This window comes from uncultured Caulobacter sp. (assembly GCF_937900395.1).
In the GTDB taxonomy this organism is placed as follows: Bacteria; Pseudomonadota; Alphaproteobacteria; order Caulobacterales; family Caulobacteraceae; genus Caulobacter.
In genome coordinates this window covers 1-17,615 of record NZ_CALCDX010000184.1, presented here as the reverse complement: position 1 = coordinate 17,615, position 17,615 = coordinate 1, and the positions used below count along the sequence as shown (strand labels likewise).

General features: G+C 68.4%; 12 protein-coding genes, 1 tRNA gene and 2 pseudogenes. 5 read left to right on the top strand and 10 right to left on the bottom strand.

Annotation, left to right across the window (positions count from 1 at the left end):
* A partial coding sequence (gene rplA, locus Q0379_RS16025) for a 50S ribosomal protein L1 (RefSeq protein ID WP_299010963.1) occupies nucleotides 1–562 on the bottom strand: 562 nt, incomplete at its 3' end.
* Nucleotides 563–567: 5 nt separating this feature from the next.
* Nucleotides 568–999: a 50S ribosomal protein L11 gene (rplK, locus tag Q0379_RS16020; RefSeq protein ID WP_099538152.1), complete on the bottom strand. Its 432-nt coding sequence runs from the start codon at nucleotides 997–999 to the stop codon at nucleotides 568–570.
* Between the two features lie 808 nt (nucleotides 1,000–1,807).
* Between rplK and Q0379_RS16015 the strand changes: the two are divergent.
* Together Q0379_RS16015 and Q0379_RS16010 are read left to right on the top strand one after the other, a co-directional pair.
* Nucleotides 1,808–1,918 (top strand): annotated as a pseudogene (locus tag Q0379_RS16015) (hypothetical protein); the annotation flags it as partial.
* A gap of 125 nt (nucleotides 1,919–2,043) precedes the next feature.
* Nucleotides 2,044–2,175 (top strand): annotated as a pseudogene (locus tag Q0379_RS16010) (hypothetical protein); the annotation flags it as partial.
* 8 nt (nucleotides 2,176–2,183) lie between these two features.
* Here Q0379_RS16010 and Q0379_RS16005 read toward each other — a convergent pair.
* From Q0379_RS16005 to Q0379_RS15965, 8 genes are all read right to left on the bottom strand, one after another.
* Nucleotides 2,184–2,957, bottom strand: a complete 774-nt coding sequence (locus tag Q0379_RS16005; RefSeq protein ID WP_299010956.1) for an exodeoxyribonuclease III — start codon at nucleotides 2,955–2,957, stop codon at nucleotides 2,184–2,186.
* 89 nt (nucleotides 2,958–3,046) lie between these two features.
* Complete coding sequence (locus tag Q0379_RS16000; RefSeq protein WP_299010953.1) at nucleotides 3,047–9,523, bottom strand: cadherin domain-containing protein; 6,477 nt, start codon at nucleotides 9,521–9,523, stop codon at nucleotides 3,047–3,049.
* Nucleotides 9,524–9,745: 222 nt separating this feature from the next.
* The gene (locus Q0379_RS15995; RefSeq protein ID WP_299010950.1) at nucleotides 9,746–10,156 is read right to left on the bottom strand and encodes a hypothetical protein; all 411 of its coding nucleotides are present in this window, start codon (nucleotides 10,154–10,156) and stop codon (nucleotides 9,746–9,748) included.
* A gap of 253 nt (nucleotides 10,157–10,409) precedes the next feature.
* The gene (locus Q0379_RS15990; RefSeq protein WP_299010948.1) at nucleotides 10,410–10,595 is read right to left on the bottom strand and encodes a hypothetical protein; all 186 of its coding nucleotides are present in this window, start codon (nucleotides 10,593–10,595) and stop codon (nucleotides 10,410–10,412) included.
* 143 nt (nucleotides 10,596–10,738) lie between these two features.
* Nucleotides 10,739–11,296: a transcription termination/antitermination protein NusG gene (gene nusG, locus Q0379_RS15985; protein ID WP_010921038.1), complete on the bottom strand. Its 558-nt coding sequence runs from the start codon at nucleotides 11,294–11,296 to the stop codon at nucleotides 10,739–10,741.
* A gap of 10 nt (nucleotides 11,297–11,306) precedes the next feature.
* Entirely contained in the window at nucleotides 11,307–11,624 is a 318-nt protein-coding gene (secE, locus tag Q0379_RS15980) for a preprotein translocase subunit SecE (protein ID WP_299010932.1), read from the bottom strand.
* A 64-nt stretch (nucleotides 11,625–11,688) separates the two neighbouring features.
* Nucleotides 11,689–11,764, bottom strand: a tRNA-Trp gene (locus Q0379_RS15975).
* A 754-nt stretch (nucleotides 11,765–12,518) separates the two neighbouring features.
* Nucleotides 12,519–12,938 carry a hypothetical protein gene (locus Q0379_RS15965; protein WP_299010926.1) on the bottom strand — a complete coding sequence of 140 codons (420 nt, stop codon included), beginning with the start codon at nucleotides 12,936–12,938 and terminating at the stop codon, nucleotides 12,519–12,521.
* Between the two features lie 423 nt (nucleotides 12,939–13,361).
* Between Q0379_RS15965 and Q0379_RS15960 the strand changes: the two genes are divergently transcribed.
* The 3 genes from Q0379_RS15960 to Q0379_RS15950 all read left to right on the top strand — a co-directional run bounded on the left by Q0379_RS15960 (nucleotide 13,362) and on the right by Q0379_RS15950 (nucleotide 17,552).
* Complete coding sequence (locus tag Q0379_RS15960) at nucleotides 13,362–14,195, top strand: ferredoxin--NADP reductase (RefSeq protein ID WP_299010923.1); 834 nt, start codon at nucleotides 13,362–13,364, stop codon at nucleotides 14,193–14,195.
* Between the two features lie 156 nt (nucleotides 14,196–14,351).
* The gene (gene glp / locus Q0379_RS15955; RefSeq protein ID WP_299010920.1) at nucleotides 14,352–15,572 is read left to right on the top strand and encodes a gephyrin-like molybdotransferase Glp; all 1,221 of its coding nucleotides are present in this window, start codon (nucleotides 14,352–14,354) and stop codon (nucleotides 15,570–15,572) included.
* 90 nt (nucleotides 15,573–15,662) lie between these two features.
* Nucleotides 15,663–17,552 carry a nucleoside-diphosphate sugar epimerase/dehydratase gene (locus Q0379_RS15950; RefSeq protein ID WP_299010917.1) on the top strand — a complete coding sequence of 630 codons (1,890 nt, stop codon included), beginning with the start codon at nucleotides 15,663–15,665 and terminating at the stop codon, nucleotides 17,550–17,552.
* Nucleotides 17,553–17,615 lie beyond the last annotated feature (63 nt).

Below are 17,615 nucleotides of genomic sequence, written 5' to 3'. Positions count from 1 at the left end.
TGACGTTGACCAGCAGCGCGTCCTCGGTGAACGAGGCCTTGCCGATGCCGGCGTGAACGATACCGGCCTTTTCGACGCGGAACTCGACGGCGCCGCCCTTGGCGTCCTTCACGGCTTGGCCGACGTTCGGGGTCACGGTGCCGACCTTCGGGTTCGGCATCAGGCCGCGCGGGCCCAGCACCTTACCGAGGCGACCGACGAGGGCCATCATGTCCGGGGTCGCGATGACGCGATCGAAGTCCATGAAGCCGCCGTTGATCTTTTCGTACAGATCCTCGGCGCCGACGTGCTCGGCGCCGGCCGCGGTGGCTTCGGCCGCCTTGGCGTCCTTGGCGAACACGGCGACGCGGACGTCACGGCCGGTGCCCGAGGGCAGGTTCACGACGCCGCGGACCTGTTGGTCGGCGTGACGCGGGTCGACGCCCAGGTTCACCGAGATCTCGATGGTCTCGTCGAACTTGGCCTTGGCGTTTTCCTTGACCAGCTTGATGGCGGCTTCCAGGGCGTGCGTCGCGTCGCGATCGCCGGTCCAGGCCTTGATGCGCTTGGGTTGCTTAGCCATGACTCTTAGGCCTCCACGATCTTCAGGCCCATGGCCTTGGCGGAGCCTTCGATGATGCGGGCCGCGGCCTCGATATCGTTGGCGTTCAGGTCCTTCATCTTCTTCTCGGCGATTTCACGCAGCTGCGTGCGCGAGATCGAGCCGACGGTCTCGCGACCGGTCAGCTTGGCGCCCGATTGGATCTTGGCGGCTTGCTTCAGATAGAAGGTGGCCGGGGGCGTCTTGGTGACGAAGGTGAACGACTTGTCCTGATAGACCGTGATGACGGTCGGCAGGGGGGTGCCCTTTTCGACGTTCTCGGTGCGCGCGTTGAACTCCTTACAGAAGCCCATGATGTTGACGCCGCGCTGACCCAGAGCCGGGCCGATGGGGGGCGAAGGCGTGGCCGAGCCAGCCTTCACCTGGAGCTTGATGTAGCCCAGGATCTTCTTAGCCATACTATCCTCTCGTGAGGGCGAGAGCCCTCGCTGGTGAGCCGTGGTGCGGGCTTGGCGACCCTTCCACGGATTTGATCTCGCCGGGTGGCGTGAGCCCAAACGACAAGCGCGCCCCAGGACGCGGGGTCCGGGAGCGAGGCGGGGCGTGTAGCAGGCGGGGGGGACGGAGTCTAGGGGGATGGGGTAGTGGGGAGTGGTCGGTAGCCGACGCCTCTAAGTTCCGAGAAGGGTGGGGAACCGACTCTACGGGTTCTCGCCAGCAGCGTAGCGCGGCATGTCGGCCACCGCCTCCTCGAACGCTTTTCGGATTTCAGTCTGGGTGAAGCCCAGGTCCCAGAGTTCCGTCATCAGGTGATTTATCGCGCTGGGAAGCAGCGGAAGGTCAGGCCACGGGTTCGTTTGGTGCAGGCGCTTTAAGGCCAATCCAAACTGATGAACCGCGTCTAAGGACTGGCCCTGCCAATCATCCCCGAAGTCGGGTGCTTCTTCGCTCATGCTATGAACCTGCCGCTAAGCTCCAAGGTCTGCAACGGGTGGAAAGCGGACGCGTTGAAATCCCTCTCTCTTAGAGAGAGGGAGGGGCCCGCCGCGAAGCGGTGGGAGGGTGAGTGGTTACTGAGCTAGATCCGTTCCCCGAGCCGTTCGGCCGCCTTATCGTCACTGCCCAGTCCGGAGAGTTTCTACCCACTCACCCTCCCACGCCTGCGGCGTGGGCCCCTCCCTCTCTCCATGAGAGAGGGATTCCGTTTGGCGTCCGACCAGGGTCGAAACCAAACGTACCTCCCTCTTCCATAGGGAGAGGGTTGGGGTGAGAGGTTACGGCGTCGGACGGAGCGCCGGCACGCCGTCGGGCATCGTAACCCCTCACCCTCCCACCGCTTCGCGGCGGGCCCCGCCCTCTCCCGCTGGGAGAGGGGTTCATGAGCCCGACCTCCCCAGGTCGGGCCCGTCCTTACATCTCTTGGAGGCTGGAGCGTGCGGGGCTGTAAGGATAGCTCCTTCTCCGGGGAGAAGGGGCGCTCACTCCGGCCCTATTCATCACCACCGTCATTCCCGCCCTTGTGGCGGGAACCCCTCTATCCGCCGCAGGTGCTGGAGGGGCGAACCGCTGGCGGTTCGCTGGCGTCTCACGTGCCGGCTGATCCAGGGGTTCTCGCCACAAGGGCGAGAATGACGGCTGTGTTTTAACGCGCCAACTCCACCCACGCCGGAGCGTGGTCGCTGGCGCCGTCCAGGCCTCGGACCCAGCGGTCGGCGCCGGCGTCCACGAGGTCCTCGGCCAGGTCGGGCGACAGCAGCAGATGGTCGATGCGCAGGCCCTTGTCGTTGGGCCAACGCTGGCGAAGGTAGGACCAGTAGGTCCAGGGCGCGTCGTCGGGGTGGACGGCGCGCAGGGCGTCGGTCCAGCCCTGGGCCAGCAGCCGCTGGAACGCCGCGCGGCTTTCGGGGCGCAGCAGGGCGTCGCCGCCATACGAGTGGTTGGGATAGATGTCGGCCTCGGTCGGCACGACGTTGTAGTCGCCGGCCAGCACCACCGGGGCGCCGGAGTCCATCAGGGTCCGGGCGTGGCGGATCAGCGCCTCGAACCAGGCCAGCTTGTAGTCGAACTTCGGGCCGGGCGCCGGATTGCCGTTGGGCAGGTAGAGGCAGCCGATCAAGACGCCGTTCACCGCCGCCTCGATGTAGCGCGCCTGGCTGGGGTCGGGATCGCCGGGCAGGCCGACGCGGGTGAGGACCGGAGTCGCGCCGCGCGCCAGGATCGCCACGCCGTTCCAGGTCCTCTGGCCCGCCCAGACGGCGTGGTAGCCCAGCTGCTCCAGCGCCTCGCTGGGAAAACGTCCCTGCTCGGTCTTCAGCTCCTGCAGGCACGCCACGTCCGGCGCGGCGTCGTCCAGCCACTCGATCAGCGGATCGAAGCGGCTCAGGATGTTGTTGATGTTCAGGGTGGCGATGCGCACCCGAGCACAACCTTCGCCGCGGCGTAGGCGTTCCCGTCCGGCGTGAACGGCCCCTCCCCGCCCATCGCGGGCGGCGAGGGGCCCGCCCGCTAGAGCACGAAGTCCGAAGCGGCCAGCGACGAGACGCCCAGCACCTTGATGTTGAATTCCGCCACGCCGTCGCCGTTGGTGTCGCCCGAGACGATCACGCCATCGGAGACCACGCTGTAGCGCAACTGCCCCTGGACATTGGTGAAGCCGCCGGTCCCGAGGAACTTGAAGGGGTCATCGCCGCCGCTGGCCCCGACCGGCACGGCGTCGATCAGCGACACGTCGATCTTATCCTCGCCGATGGTGAAATCGACGATGATGTCGCCGGCGGCCTCCGGGGCCTGCCAGTAGGCGAACTTGTCCGCGCCGCCCCCGCCGGTCAGGGTGTCGGCGCCCACGCCGCTGAAGATGTATTCCCCGGAGGCCGAGCCGATGAAGGTGTCGTCCCCGCCCTTCAGAGAGAAGTAGTAGACGCGGGTGGTGGTGACATTGGTCAGGTCGAACGTGTTGGCGTTGTCGTCGCCGAAGACCTTGACGCCATAGGATGAACTGTCGGTGCCCGTCCACTTGATCGCTTCGATGCCATCAAAGGCGCTGACCGAGATCTGCCCGATCCCCGCCAGCGTGTCGTATCCGGCGCCGCCATGGACCACGTCGGCGCCGGCCTCCCCGCCGAACACGAATATGTCGTCGCCGTCCTCGCCGAAGAGCTCGTCATTGCCCGCCCCACCGAAGATCGTGTCGGCGCCGGCGGACCCGTGGATCGTGTCGGCGCCAGCGTCGCCGTCGATCTGGTGAATGTAGGTCAGGACCAGGCCGCGCATGTCAATGAAGTCATCGGCGGCGGTGCCGACGATATCCACGAAGGTCTGCTGAGACCCCGTGACCTCTTCGATTCCCACGAAGTTGAAGGGAATGTCGACGGCGCCCCCGCCGCCATAGACGATCTTGTCGTAGCCGGCGCCGCCGTCGACCATGTCCACGCCGTTGCCGAAGGTCACGCGGATGATGTCGTCGCCATCGCCGGTGTAGATGGTGTCGTTGCCGCCACCGCCGTCAACGACGTCCGCACCCGACGAACCGTAGAAGACGTCGTTGCCGCCGCGCAGGTTGATCGCGCTGAGCGCGCCGCTGACCTGCACGTTCCGCAGGTCGATCGTGTCGGCCACATTGGTGGACATCAGGGTGACGTTGGCGAAGCCGCCGGTCGAGATCTCCTCGATGCTGGTCATCGAGGCGACCGTGATGATCGAGCCGGCGGCCTGGGCCTCCAGCTTGTCCCAGCCGGCGCCGCCGTCGAGGGTGTCGGCATAGACGTCGTCGCTGGAGTAATAGATGAAGGTGTCGTCACCCAGCCCGCCGTTGAGAATATCGGGGCCGTAGGCGCCGTAGATCACGTCGTTGCCTTGGCTGCCCGTGATGGTGTCGGCGGCGGTGCCGCCCAGGATCATGGCGATCCCCTCCAGCTGGTACGACGTGAAGTCGATGTTCCACGCGAGACCGGCGAACTGCGTCGTAATCCGCACATTGGCGAAGCCGCCGCCGCTGATCTTCTCGATGCCGGAGATGCCGGCCCAGGCGATGGTCGTGGCGCCGGTGGAGCGGATCTCGTCGAAGCCGTCGCCGCCGTTGTAGGTGTCATAGCCGGTGCCGGGCGCCAGCAGCAGAACGTCGTTGCCGGCGCCTCCGTTCAGGACGTCCACGTCGGCGCCGCCGTCGAGGATGTCGTCGCCGTCGCCCCCGTTCAGGGTGTCGGTTCCGGCGTCGCCCTTGATCACGTCCGCGCCCGCCGAACCGGTGATCGTGTCGTTGCCGGCCAGGCCGTTGAGCACGATCGAGCCGACGAAGGTCTTGCCCGTGAAGTCCAAGTTGTCGGCGCCGGTCGTTCCGCCGACGGTGACATTGCTGAAGCCGCCGCTGGAAAAGACCTCGATGGAGGTCATTCCGGCTATGCTGATGACGACGTTATTGCCGACCGCCTGGACGGTGTCGACGCCCGCGCCGCCATCGAAGACGTCGGAGTAGACCGGGTCGGCGCTGACCAGGAAGGTGTCGTCGCCCGCGCCGCCGAACATGCTGTCCGCGCCCGTCCCGCCGTCGATGACGTCGGCGCCGTCGAGGCCGTAGATCGTGTCGTTGCCCGTCCCGCCGCTGATGACGTCCGCATTGTTGGTGCCGGTGATCACGTCGTCGCCGGCGCCGGCGTTGATCGCCAGGCCGTTGATCTGGATGCCCTGGAAGTTGAGGTTGTCGGCGCCGCTGCTGCCGGCGATGGTCACGCCGGTGAAGCCGTTCGCCGAGATGGCCTCAATGCCCGCCAGACTGCTAAAGCTGATGGCGACATTGTTGGCGGTGGCGCGGATCTCGTCGAAGCCGGCGCCGCCGTCGAAGGCGTCCGAGCCGGCGCTGGCGCCGATCAGGAAGACGTCGTCGCCATTCCCGCCCGACAGGCTGTCGTTGCCCGTCCCGCCGGTGATCGTGTCATTGCCGTCGCCGCCGCGAATGTCGTCGTTGTCGGCTCCGCCATCCAGCAGGTCGTCGCCCGCCAGGCCGTAGAGCGTGTCGGCGCCGGCGCCGCCATTGATGTTGTCGATATTGGCGGCGTTGTTCGAGCCGGTGATGATGTCGTCGCCGCCCAGACCGGTGATCAGCAGCCCGCCCGTGCTGACGACGTTGGTGAAGTCCAGGCCGTCGGCCGTGCTGCTGCCGCCGATGGTCACATTGGCGAAGCCGCCGCTGGAGAACGCCTCGATGCCCGCGAGCGCATAGGCGACGTTGGCGACGCCGATCACGGCGTTCGCCGCGGAAGCCTGGATCGTGTCGTAGCCGGCGCCCCCGTCATAGGCGTCGAAACCGGCGCTGAGGCCGATCAGGAACAGGTCGTCGCCATTGCCGCCGATCAGGCTATCGTTGCCCGCGCCGCCGGTGATGGTGTCGTTCCCCTCGCCGCCGTTGACGGTGTCGGCGCCATCGCCGCCGTCCAACACATCGGCGCCCGCCTGGCCCAGAATGGTGTCGTTCCCGGCCCCGCCGTTGATGGTGTCGACATAGGCCGCGTTATTGGAGCCCGCGATCGAGTCGTCGCCGGCCTGGCCGTTGACGGTCATGGCGGGGCTGAGGACCACATTGGTGAAGTCCAGGCCGTCGGCGCCCGTGGAGCCCGAGATCGTCACATTGGCGAACCCGCCGTTCGAGATGAGCTCGATACCCGCGATGCTGGTCATGCCGATCACGGTGTTGGCGGCCGTGGCCTGGATCGTGTCGGCGCCCGGCCCGCCGTCGAAGCTGTCGAAGCCCGCGTTCAGGCCGACCAGGAAGACGTCGTCGCCATTGCCGCCGCTCAGGCTGTCGTTGCCCGCGCCGCCGTTCAGCGTGTCATTGCCATCGCCGCCGTTGAGGCCGTCCGCCCCGTCTCCGCCCTCGAGCGTGTCGTTCCCGGAATAGGCGACGATCCAGTCGTCTCCGGCGTCGCCGCGGATGATCTCATCGCCCAGCGTGCCGTAGATGATGTCGTTGCCCGCGCCGCCGCTGATGGCGACCGCGCCGACAAAGGTGAAGCCGCCGAAGTCCAGCATGTCGGCGGCGCTGGTCCCGGTGACGCTCACATTCGCAAAGCCGCCGCTGGAGAGGACCTCGACGCCGCGCAGCATGCTGAAGTTGAAGATCGTGTTGTCGGCCGTGGCTTGGACGGTGTCGTAGCCGGCGTCGCCTTCGACCCAATCCGTGCCCGAGCTGACGCCCATCAGGAACAGGTCGTCGCCATTCCCGCCCGACATGCTGTCATTGCCAGCGCCGCCGATCAGGGTGTCGTTTCCGTCGCCGCCGCTGAGGCTGTCGACGTCCGCGCCGCCGTCCAGGATGTCGTTCCCGGCCCCGCCGCGCAGGTCGTCGTTCCCCGCCTCGCCCTTGATGTTGTCGGCGCTGGACGCGCCGTAGACCACGTCGGCGCCCGCGCCCATGCTGATGGTCGGCGTCCACGGGATGGCGACGTTGGTGAAGTCCAGGGTGTCGGCGACGCTGGTGCCGGCGATGTTGACGTTGACGAAGCCGTTCAGGGCGAAGGCCTCGACGCCGGCCATCGACTTGATGGTGATGGTGACGTTGCTGGCCGAGGCCTTGATCGTGTCGTAGCCCGCGCCGCCGTCGAAGGTGTCGGTCCCCTCGCTGGCCGCGACCAGGAAGGTGTCATTGCCGCCGCCGCCGGCCAGGATGTCGTCGCCCGCCCCGCCAATAAGGACGTCATCGCCGGCGCCGCCGGTCAGGGTGTCGTTGCCGGCCAGGCCGTCCAACTGCCAGTCCTGCACGTCGGTCGCGGTGACGGCGTAGGTGTTGGCCGCCGTGGTGCCGGTCCAGTAGCTGTCGATCTTGTCGATCAGGCTGATGACGAAGTCGCCGCTGGTGGTCAGCAGGCCGTCGGCAGCCTGGACGGTGATCGTGTGGCTGGCCTGGAGATCGGCGTCCAGCAGCGCGCCGTTCAGCACCGTGACCACGCCGGTCGTGGGGTCGATGGCGAAGCGGCCGCCGGCGTTGTTGGTCAGGCTGTAGGTCACCGTCCCGCCGTGCGGGTCGGGGGCCGAGACGGTCAGGCCGGTGGCGGCGCCGTTGGCGGGCGCCTCGCTCACGCTGGTGGCCGCCGGATTGGCGTCGAACGGCGTGACGGGGGCGGCGTTGAGGACGCCGATGGTGAAGCTCGCCGTGGCCTTCTCCGCGCCGCTGGCGGCCTGGACGACGATCTGGTGCGAGGTCGCCGCCTCGAAGTTCAACAGGTTGGCGTTGGCCACCGTGACGACGCCGGTCGCGGCGTTGATCGCGAAGCGGCCGCCCGCGTCGTCCAGCAGGCTGTAGACCAGCGGGCCGCCGTTGATGTCGGGCGCCGAGATCGACAGGCCCTGGACGGCGTCGCCGTTCACCGCGCCTTCGGAGATGGTGTTGGCGGCGCTGTCGCCGTCCTGGGGCGCGCCGTTGGCGACGTTGGCGATCGCGATCGTGAAGGTCTGGCTGCTGAAGACGCCCTGGCCGTCGGTGGCCCGCACGGTGATCTGGTGCGAGGAGGCGACCTCGAAGTTCAGCTTGGAGGCGTCGGCGACGGTCACCACGCCGGTCGCCGCGTCGATGGCGAAGCGGCCGCCGGCGTCGTCCGACAGGCTGTAGCTGACGGTCCCGGTCTTGGGCTCGACGGCCGAGGCGGTGAGCCCGACCAGGGCGCCGTTGGCGGCGTCCTCCGAGACCAGGTTGGCGGTCGTGTCGGCGTCGGTCGGGATCGACGGCGGCGCGTTGGCGACGTCGATGGCGAAGGTGGCGTCGGTCGCGCCCTGGTCGTCGGTCGCCCGCACGGTGATCTGGTGCGAGGCCGCCGCGTCGAAGTCGATCAGGCTGGCGTCGGCCACCGTGACGACGCCCGTCGCGGCGTTGATCGCGAAGCGGCCGCCCGCGTCATCGACCAGGCTGTAGGTCACGCCCCCGTTCGGATCGGCGGCGTTGATCGAAAGACCCGACACGGCCGTCCCGTTGGCGGCGGCCTCGGAGATGGTGTTGGCGGCGGCGTCGCCGTCCGTCGGCGCGCCCGCGGCGACATTGGCGACCTGGATCGTGAAGGTGGTCTGGGACGACGCCGTTCCATCGCTGGCCTGCACGGTGATCTGATGCGAGGCTGCCGTCTCGAAGTTCAGCTTCGAAGCGTCGGCGACGGTGACCACGCCCGTGGCGGCGTCGATCGCGAAGCGCCCGCCCGCGTTGTCGGACAGGCTGTAGGTGACGGCGCTGCTGGGATCGGTCGCCCCGATCGTCAGGCCCGAGACCACTGTCCCGGCGGCCGAGCCTTCGGTCACCGAATTGGCCGCGGCGTCCGAATCCGCCGGCGCGGTTGGCGCGACATTGGCCACGGCGATGGTGAAGCTCGCGGACGATACGGCCGTCCCGCCGCTGACCTGGACGGTGACCTGATGCGAGGCGGCGGCCTCGAAGTTCAGCTTGGAGCCGTCGGCGACGGTGACAACGCCCGTGGCGGCGTCGATGGCGAAGCGCCCGCCAGCGTCGTCCAGCAGCGACCAGGTCAGGGTCTGGCTGGCGTCCGGATCGCTCGCGGACAGGGCCAAGCCGGCGACCACGGTCCCGTTGGCCGCGCCTTCCGAGACGGTGTTGGCCGCGGTGTCGCTGTCGGCCGGCGCGGTGGGCGCGGTGTTGGGCGCGGGGAGGTTGATGACGGTCGCGCCGAACTTCAGGTGCTCGACATCGATCAGAGTGTCGGTTCCGTCCGGGCCGGTGATCGTGGCCGAATGGCTGTCGCCGCTCCAGACATAGTCGCCGGCCGCGCCGGAGAAGACGGCCGTGTCGTCGCCGGCGCCGCCGTCCAGAATGTCGTTCCCCACCCCGCCGCTCAGCAGATCGTTGTCGCCTTCGCCGTTCAGGGTGTCGTCGCCCTGGCCGCCCGACAGGTCGTCATCGCCCGCCCCGCCATGGACCAGATCGACCAGGTCCGGCGCGCCCTCGTCGCCGGCATAGACGTCGTCGCCCGAGGTGAGAGTCTTCACGAACATGGCCGAACTTCCCTGCTAACGGGCGGACGCCCGGAGGTTGAGAAGTCAAGCTAGGCATACGGAAAGGAAGGCGCCTAGATTTCGCCCACTCTACCCAAGATTTATCTGTGGATAGTAATCTTCCTGACGTAGAGCTTAAGGTTAACAACCGTCGCGCGTGATTTTGACACCCCAAGACGCGCGGAGATTGAATGGCGTCATCAATATTCGGTGGACTGACGGTTATCGTCGCTTCAGCTTGCGGAGCGCCGCCTGCATGACCACGGCCTGGGCCGCGCGGGGCTGAGGTTCGGGCGCTTGCGCCGCCTGAGCGGCTTGCGTCGCCCGCGCCTGGGCCTCCGCCGCCGTCGTCGCCTTGTCCATGCGGCGAACGAAATCCTGGATCAGGTCCAGCGGGTGCTCGGGCTCCGCCTTGCCGCGTTTCTCCGGCGGGGACATGGCGGCGATCTTGCGGGCCGTGGCCGCCATCTGGCCGCACAGCCGGGCCTTGTCGCGGGCGCGGGCCTGGACGGCGGGGTCGTCGCTGGACTCCCCGATGCGCCAGGCCTCGTCGAGGGCGGCCATCAGCTTGGCTTGCATCTCATCGCACCACTGGCGGGGCGAACGGGCGGCGGGGGTGTCGGTCTGGCTCATGGGGGTAAAGCATGAGGCCGGGGGAAGCGCCGGGGACGGACGGGCGGATTTTTTCGGTAAGTGGCGGTAGAAGAACGGAAACGTCGGTTTTCGCGGAGCAAAGGAACGGGAATATCCCTCTCCCCTTGCGGGAGAGGGTGGCCCGCGAAGCGGGTCGGGTGAGGGGTCGCATGGCGGCGCCCGGAAAACCCCTCATCCGGCCCTTCGGGCCACCTTCTCCCGCAAGGGGAGAAGGACCACCCTGTGGATAACTTCAGCGCCGCCGCCGCGCCGCCCAGACGATCGCGGCGCTCGACAGCAGGATGCCGCTGATCATCGCCCCCAGCGCCAGCAGCCCCGCCGGAGTCACGCTGACCTCGGCGCGGGCGCGGATCGGGCCGGCCTCGAACTCGGTGACGGCGGTCTGGCGGTCATCTTCCGGGGCCAGGAGGTTGGACATGGCGGTCTCCGCGCGGATACCCCCTGTGGATAACTCCGCCCGCCGCGCAAAGCAAAAGCCCCGCGCCTTGCGAGCGCGGGGCTTTGAAAAGCTTCGGACCGGTGAACCGCCCTTAGGCGATCTTTTCGACCTGCCAGATCGCGTTAAGCGATCTTTTCGACTTGGTTGTATTCCAGCTCGACCGGCGTGGCGCGGCCGAAGATCGAGACGGTGACGCGCAGGCGGGCCTTTTCCTCGTCGACATATTCGACCGAGCCGTTGAAGCTGGCGAACGGGCCGTCGGTGACGCGGACGTTCTCGCCCACTTCGTACAGGACCACGGCCTTCGGAGCGGCGACGCCCTCCTCGATCGTGCCGATGATGCGCTGGACTTCCTTTTCCGAGACCGGCATCGGCTTGGAGCCGCTGCCCAGGAAGCCCGTGACCTTCGGGGTGTTCTTGATCAGGTGGTAGGCCTCGTCCGAGAGGTTCATCTTCACCAGGACGTAGCCCGGGAAGAACTTGCGCTCGGCGTTGACCTTACGGCCGCGGCGGATCTCGACGACATCCTCGGTCGGCACCAGGATCTCGGAGAAGTTCTCCTCCAGGCCCTGGTTCTTGGCCTGCTCGCGGATGCTCTCGGCCACCTTCTTCTCGAAGTTCGAGTAGGCGTGGACGATGTACCACTTGTGGTTCGGGTTCGAGGCGGTTTCGGTGCTCATCGTCTCTATCTTATCTCGCGGTGGCCAGCTTCAGAAGCTGGTTCACGGCAAAGCCCAGGCCGCCATCGACCGCCAGGAAGAACAGCGACGCCATGACCACCATGATGAAGACCATCACCGAGGTGATCCAGGTCTCCTTGCGGCTGGTCCAGGTGATCTTGCGGGCTTCGGCGCGGACTTCGCGGAAGAACTGGACCGGGCTGGTGCGCTTCTTGGGGGCGGCGGGAGCGGCGGCGGCCGTCGCGGCGCCGGCGGGCGACATCGCCGCGGCCGTCTTGGCGGCGCGGTTCTTCATCGCGGACGGGCTGGATCCCGGTTTCCTGGCCATGCTCTTGAAGCTCACGACTTTCTTAGACGAGCGGGCCGTCGAGCGACCCGTCGGATACATATAGTGGCAGGAGTGGAGGGACTCGAACCCCCGGCCCTCGGTTTTGGAGACCGATGCTCTACCAGCTGAGCTACACTCCTGCGGACCGACCGCCCTTGCGGGCCGACGGACATCCAGAGACAGACAGCGCGCCGGAAGGCTCCAAGGCCTCGGCGCGCCATGTTCTGTCGCCAGAGCCGCGCCATTTAGCAGGGTCGCATGCGGCGGGCAAGCGGCGCGCGGCGGATTGAGCGATGGAAGCGGATTTGGGCCGGCATAACCCCTGGAAACTCGAAATTCCCGCCTTCCTCGCCCTTGTGGCGAGGACCCATGTCGGCGGCCAGCGCGGCGACGCCCGGATCGCGCGGCCGAAAGGCCTAGAAACAACGGAAACGCGGCGCGGTTGACACATGGGTCCTGGGCACAAGGCCCAGGAAGGCGGAACTTATGAGTATTCGGCGGGTCCGGATCGAACCGCCCCGCCAGACGTTCTTCCGCCATGCCGACGTTCAACAGCCAACCGCCCTCCCCCGGCTCTTCCGCTTCAGGCCGCCCGTCGAATCGGGAGGTCGAGCAGGAGAACCAGCGGGCCGACTCGCCCGAAGGCCAGCCGCCGCGTCCCGCGACCGAGCCGCCCGGCGCGGCGGGCAGCAGCCAGTCGCCGAAGACGGAGACAGATCCCGGGACGGGCGAGAGCTGACTCGCAGCCTCTCAACCCGTGTCATCCCGGAAGCCTCGCAGAGGCTATCCGGGACCCAGGGGGTGACAAAGCGCGGTGCGCGCCGCCCCTGGGGTCCCGGCGTTACGCGCTTCGCGCTACGGCCGGGATGACACGGGGAAGAGAGCGTCCTTCGCCTATCCCGCCTTCTCCGTCTTGCCCTTGGCGTCCTTGTCCGTGGCGGTCGAGGCCGTCGACGGGGCGGTCGCGCCGCATTGGATGCCGAGATAGGACCACTTCACGTCGGTCAGCTGGCGACCGCACTGGGTGTTCACGCCCCTGTCCTTGCCGCGCAGCGAGATCGCCACGCCCTTGGACAGGTCCGGCGCGGGGCTGGCGCTGCTGATGTCATAGTAGCCGCCACCGCGGCCCTTCACGACGAGGCAATTGGTGTTCTCGACCGGGCGGACGCAGCCCGACGCCGTCACCGGCGTGGCCTCGACGACCACCTGATTGGCCTGCGCGACCTTCGTCTTCGCGCCGCCCTCACTGCAACCAGCCAAACCAAACGCTACTAGACCGGCCGCCGCGGCGGCCCCTACGAACCAAACCCGCATACGTTCCTCCGTATCGTTGGCTCCGCGAACGAAGCAAAAGGAAGTCTGCGCCTCGTTTCGGGGACCGGCAATCACATTTTTGACGCATTCGGAAAGGCGGTCCGGCGTTTTCAGCAAAGTCGAGAAAACCGCGCTTTCAGTCGTCAACGCCGTTAATCTTGTCATGTCGACGAGACGAGATGCGACGCGATCTCATTCACATCTTGAATGTCGGCTCGACGACTGAAGACAACCGGACATTCCGCGCCTTCGCCGTCGACCATGACCGCCGTCCCCAGAGCGGAGATTTTCGGGCGCCCGCATTAGACAACCGTCATTGACAGGACGTCGGCCTTGCTCCCATGAGACACGCGCCGCCATCAGCTATCCGGCGGTTTCCGCTCTCTTTTCCGCGCTTTTCGCGCGCCATCCCGAAGAGTTCAGATGACGGCCGCCGCTCCCGCCGCTCCGACCGCGCCCGTGAAGGACGCCCCCTACTTCGTCGAGAAGGTGCTTTGGGTGAAGCACTGGACCGACCGCCTGTTCAGCTTCGCCATCACCCGCCCGGCCAGCTTCCGCTTCCGCTCGGGCGAGTTCGTGATGATCGGCCTGCCGCCGCGCGAAGAGCTGGGCGAAAAGAAGCCGATCCTGCGCGCCTATTCGATCGGTTCGCCGTCGTTCGCCGAGGAGCTGGAGTTCTTCTCGATCAAGGTCCCGGACGGCCCGCTGACCTCGCGTCTGCAGCAGATCCAGGAGGGCGACGAGATCCTGCTGGGCAAGAAGCCGACCGGCACGCTGGTGCTGGACGCCGTCCGCCCGGGCAAGCGCCTCTTCCTGTTCGGCACCGGCACGGGCCTGGCGCCCTGGCTGTCGGTGGCCCGCGACCCCGACGCCTACAGCCGCTTCGAGCGGGTGATCGTCTGCCACGGCGTGCGCGAGGTGAAGGAGCTGGCCTATCGCGACCTCTTCACGGCCGACATCTTCGACGACCCGCTGGTCGGCGACGAGGCCCGCGCCCAGCTGACCTACTACCCGACCGTGACCCGCGAGCCGTTCGAGCGCCAGGGCCGCTTCACCGACCTGATCGCCAGCGGCAAGCTGTTCAGCGACCTCGGCATCGAGGGCGGCAAGTTCGATCCCGAGCACGACCGCGCCATGCTGTGCGGCTCGATGGCCATGATCAAGGACACCGCCGCGATGCTCGAGGCCCAGGGCCTGAAGGAAGGCTCCAACGCCGAACCCGGCGACTTCGTGATCGAGCGGGCGTTCGTGGGGTAATCGTAACCCCCTCTCCCCCTGCGGGAGAGGGTGACCGCCGAAGGCGGTCGGGTGAGGGGTCGCGCTCCGTCGTCCGGACAGGCCTTTCAACCCCTCATCCGGCGCTCCGCGCCACCTTCTCCCGCAAGGGGAGAAGGACTTCGTGAGGATGACTGCGTGACCACCGCCCCCTTCCTCCGCAACCTCGCCGTCGAAGACGCCCGCGCCCGCATGCTGGCCGGCGCCAGCCGCCTCGGCGTCGAGACGGTCGCGCTCGAACAGAGCCTGGGCCGCGTCCTCGCCGCGCCCGTGGTCGCCGATCGCGCCCAGCCCCCGTTCGACGCCTCGGCCATGGACGGCTGGGCGATCCGGCGGGCCGACTATGCGCCCGGCAAGGCCTTCGCGGTCGTCGGCGAGAGCGCGGCGGGCAAGGCTTTCTCCCGCGCGGTTCAGGCCGGCGAGGCCGTCCGCATCTTCACCGGCGCCCCGGTTCCCGCCGGCGCCGACCTCGTCGTCATCCAGGAGGAAGCCGCCCGCGACGGCGACATCGTCCGCTTCGAGGCGGGCGAGGATCCCAAGGCCAATATCCGCGCCGCCGGCGGCGACTTCCGCAACGGCGACGTCCTGCTGGAAGCGGGCGCCGTCATCGATCCCTGGCGCCTGTCCCTGGTCGCCTCGGCGGGGCTGGCGCAGGTTCCCGTCGCCCGGCGGCCGCGCGTGGCGATCCTGGCGACCGGCGACGAGTTGGTCCCGCCCGGCGCGACGCCCCGCCCGGATCAGATCTTCGAGAGCGGCTCGTTCAGCCTGGCGGCCCTGATCGCGGCCTGGGGCGGCGAGGCCTTCCGACTCAGCGCCCAGGCCGATGACGCCGCCGCGATCGCCGCCGCCATCGCGCCCATCGAGGCCGACCTGATCGTCACGATCGGCGGCGCCTCGGTCGGCGACCACGACCTGGTCAAGCCGGCCCTGAAGACGCTCGGCCTCGAACTCGTCGTCGAGACCGTCGCCTTGCGACCGGGCAAGCCGACCTGGTCCGGGACGCTGTCCGACGGTCGCCGCGTTCTGGGCCTGCCGGGCAATCCGGCCTCGGCCCTGGTCTGCGCCGAGCTGTTCCTCAAGCCCCTGCTGGCGACCCTGACCGGCGCGGATTTCGAGGTTCGCCTGAACCCCGCGCGCCTGGTCGCCCCGTTGCCCGCCACCGGCCCGCGCGAGCATTGGATGCGCGCGCGCCTGGCGGTCGACGCCGAGGGCCGACTGACCGCCGACGCCTTCCCCGACCAGGATTCGTCGCTGATTGGCGTCTTCGCCCAGGCCGACGCCCTGCTGCGCCGCAGGCCCGGCGCGCCGGCCGCCCAAGCCGGCGACACGGTGGAGGTTCTGCCCCTCCGCCGGGGCTGAAAAGGCGACGCCACGGAAATGCCGTGCTACTTGGACACGAATCTTCCCGGGCTCCCGCCCCGGGCTCGCGGCTACTCAAGAGGTTCGTTCATGGGACATGTCGGCAAGATCGCGACCAATGTCCTCTTGGCCTTCCTGGCCCTGCTGGTCGGTCGCTACCTCGTCATCGACATGCCCTTCACGGGTGACACCCTGCTGCAGGCGACCTACTACGCCCTGGGCGCCCTGATCGTGGAGCTGGTGTTCCGGGTCGAGCGCGCGCCCTGGCGCTTCGTCTCGGCCAGCGACCACCTGCGCCTGTTCCGCTCGGCCGTGCTGACGGCGGCGGCCTTCATGGTCATCACCCGCATGGTCCACCCCGGCATCGACGGCGGCCTGCGCACGGTGGCCGGCGCCGCCCTGATCCAGGGCACCTTCCTGTCGGCCCTGCGCGTCATCCGCCGCAGCCTGCACGAGCGCCAGCTGCTGGACTCGGTCCTGCGCCTGGGCCCCGCCTCGATGCACCCGGCCCTGCCCCGCCTGCTGATCGTCGGCTCGGCGGCCGAGGCCGAGGCCTTCCTGCGCTCGCCGGCGGGCCTGGGCGAGCGCTACACCCCGATCGGCGTGGTCTCGCCCGCGGATCGCGAGACCGGCGACGAGCTGCGCGGCGTCTGCGTGCTGGGCGCGATCGCCGACTTCGACCGCGTGCTGGCCCGCCTGCGCGATAGCGGCCTGCCGCCCTCGGCCATCCTGTTCCTGACCGACAGCGCCATGAGCACCTTCGGCGCCGAGCGCCTGGGCCGGCTGAAGACCGAAGGCGTCCGACTTCTCCGCCGCCATGGCGTGGTCGAGATGGGCGCGGGCGCCGACAGCGGCCCGATCCTGCGCGAGATCAGCCTGGAAGAGCTGCTGAGCCGCCCGCCCGTGCGCCTCGATCCCGAGCCGATCCGCGCCCTGGTCTGGGGCCGACGGGTGCTGGTCACCGGGGCCGGCGGCAGCATCGGCTCGGAGCTGTGCCGCCAGATCGCCGCCAGCGGCTGCGCCCACCTGACCATGGTCGACGCCTCGGAATACAACCTCTTCCACATCGACCGCGAGATCGCCGAGCGCCACCCGCTGCTGCCGCGTCGCGAGATCCTCTGCGACGTCCGCGACGCCGCCCGCGTCGAGCGGGTCTTCGCCGAGCTGAAGCCCGACATCGTCTTCCACGCCGCGGCGCTGAAGCACGTGACCCTGGTCGAGAACCACCCGTGCGAGGGCGTGCGGACCAACGTCCTGGGCACCCGCAACGTCGCCGTGGCGGCCAAGGCCTGCGGCGCGGCGCACCTGGCCTTGATCTCCACCGACAAGGCCGTGGCCCCGACCAGCATCATGGGGGCGGCCAAGCGCGTGGCCGAGGCCGTGGTCCGCCAGTACGGCGGCGGCGGCGACATGCGCGTCAGCATCGTCCGGTTCGGCAATGTGCTGGGTTCGGCCGGCTCGGTCGTGCCGATCTTCCAGAGCCAGATCGCCCGCGGCGGCCCGATCACCCTGACCGACGCCAATGTCGAACGCTACTTCATGACCATCCCCGAGGCCGTGCAGCTGGTGCTGCGGGCCGTGGCCCTGTCGATGATCGCCTCGGACGGCGACGAGGACGGCGTGCTGACCCTGGAGATGGGCGAGCCGGTCAAGATTATCGACCTGGCCAAGCGGATGATCGAGCTGCAGGGCCTGGTTCCCGGCCGCGACATCGAGATCAAGATCACGGGCCTCCGCCCCGGCGAGAAGCTGACCGAGACCCTGGTCGACGTGAACGAGGTCGCCCGCGCCAAGGCGCCGGGCATCATGGAGGCCGTCCGTCTGTCGCCCGCCCCGCCGATCGCCGACGAACGGCTGGAAACGCTCGACGCCCTGGCCGAGGCCGGCGACGAGGCCGGCATCCGCGAAGCGCTGTTCGAGCTGGTCGAGGCCTTGCGTCAGACGGGTCCGTCGAAGGTCGTGAAGATCCGGGCGTCTTAGCGGGCTATTCTAGATGCTCCCCCGCGATGCGGGGGAGCTGTCGCGGAGCGACTGAGGGGGCGA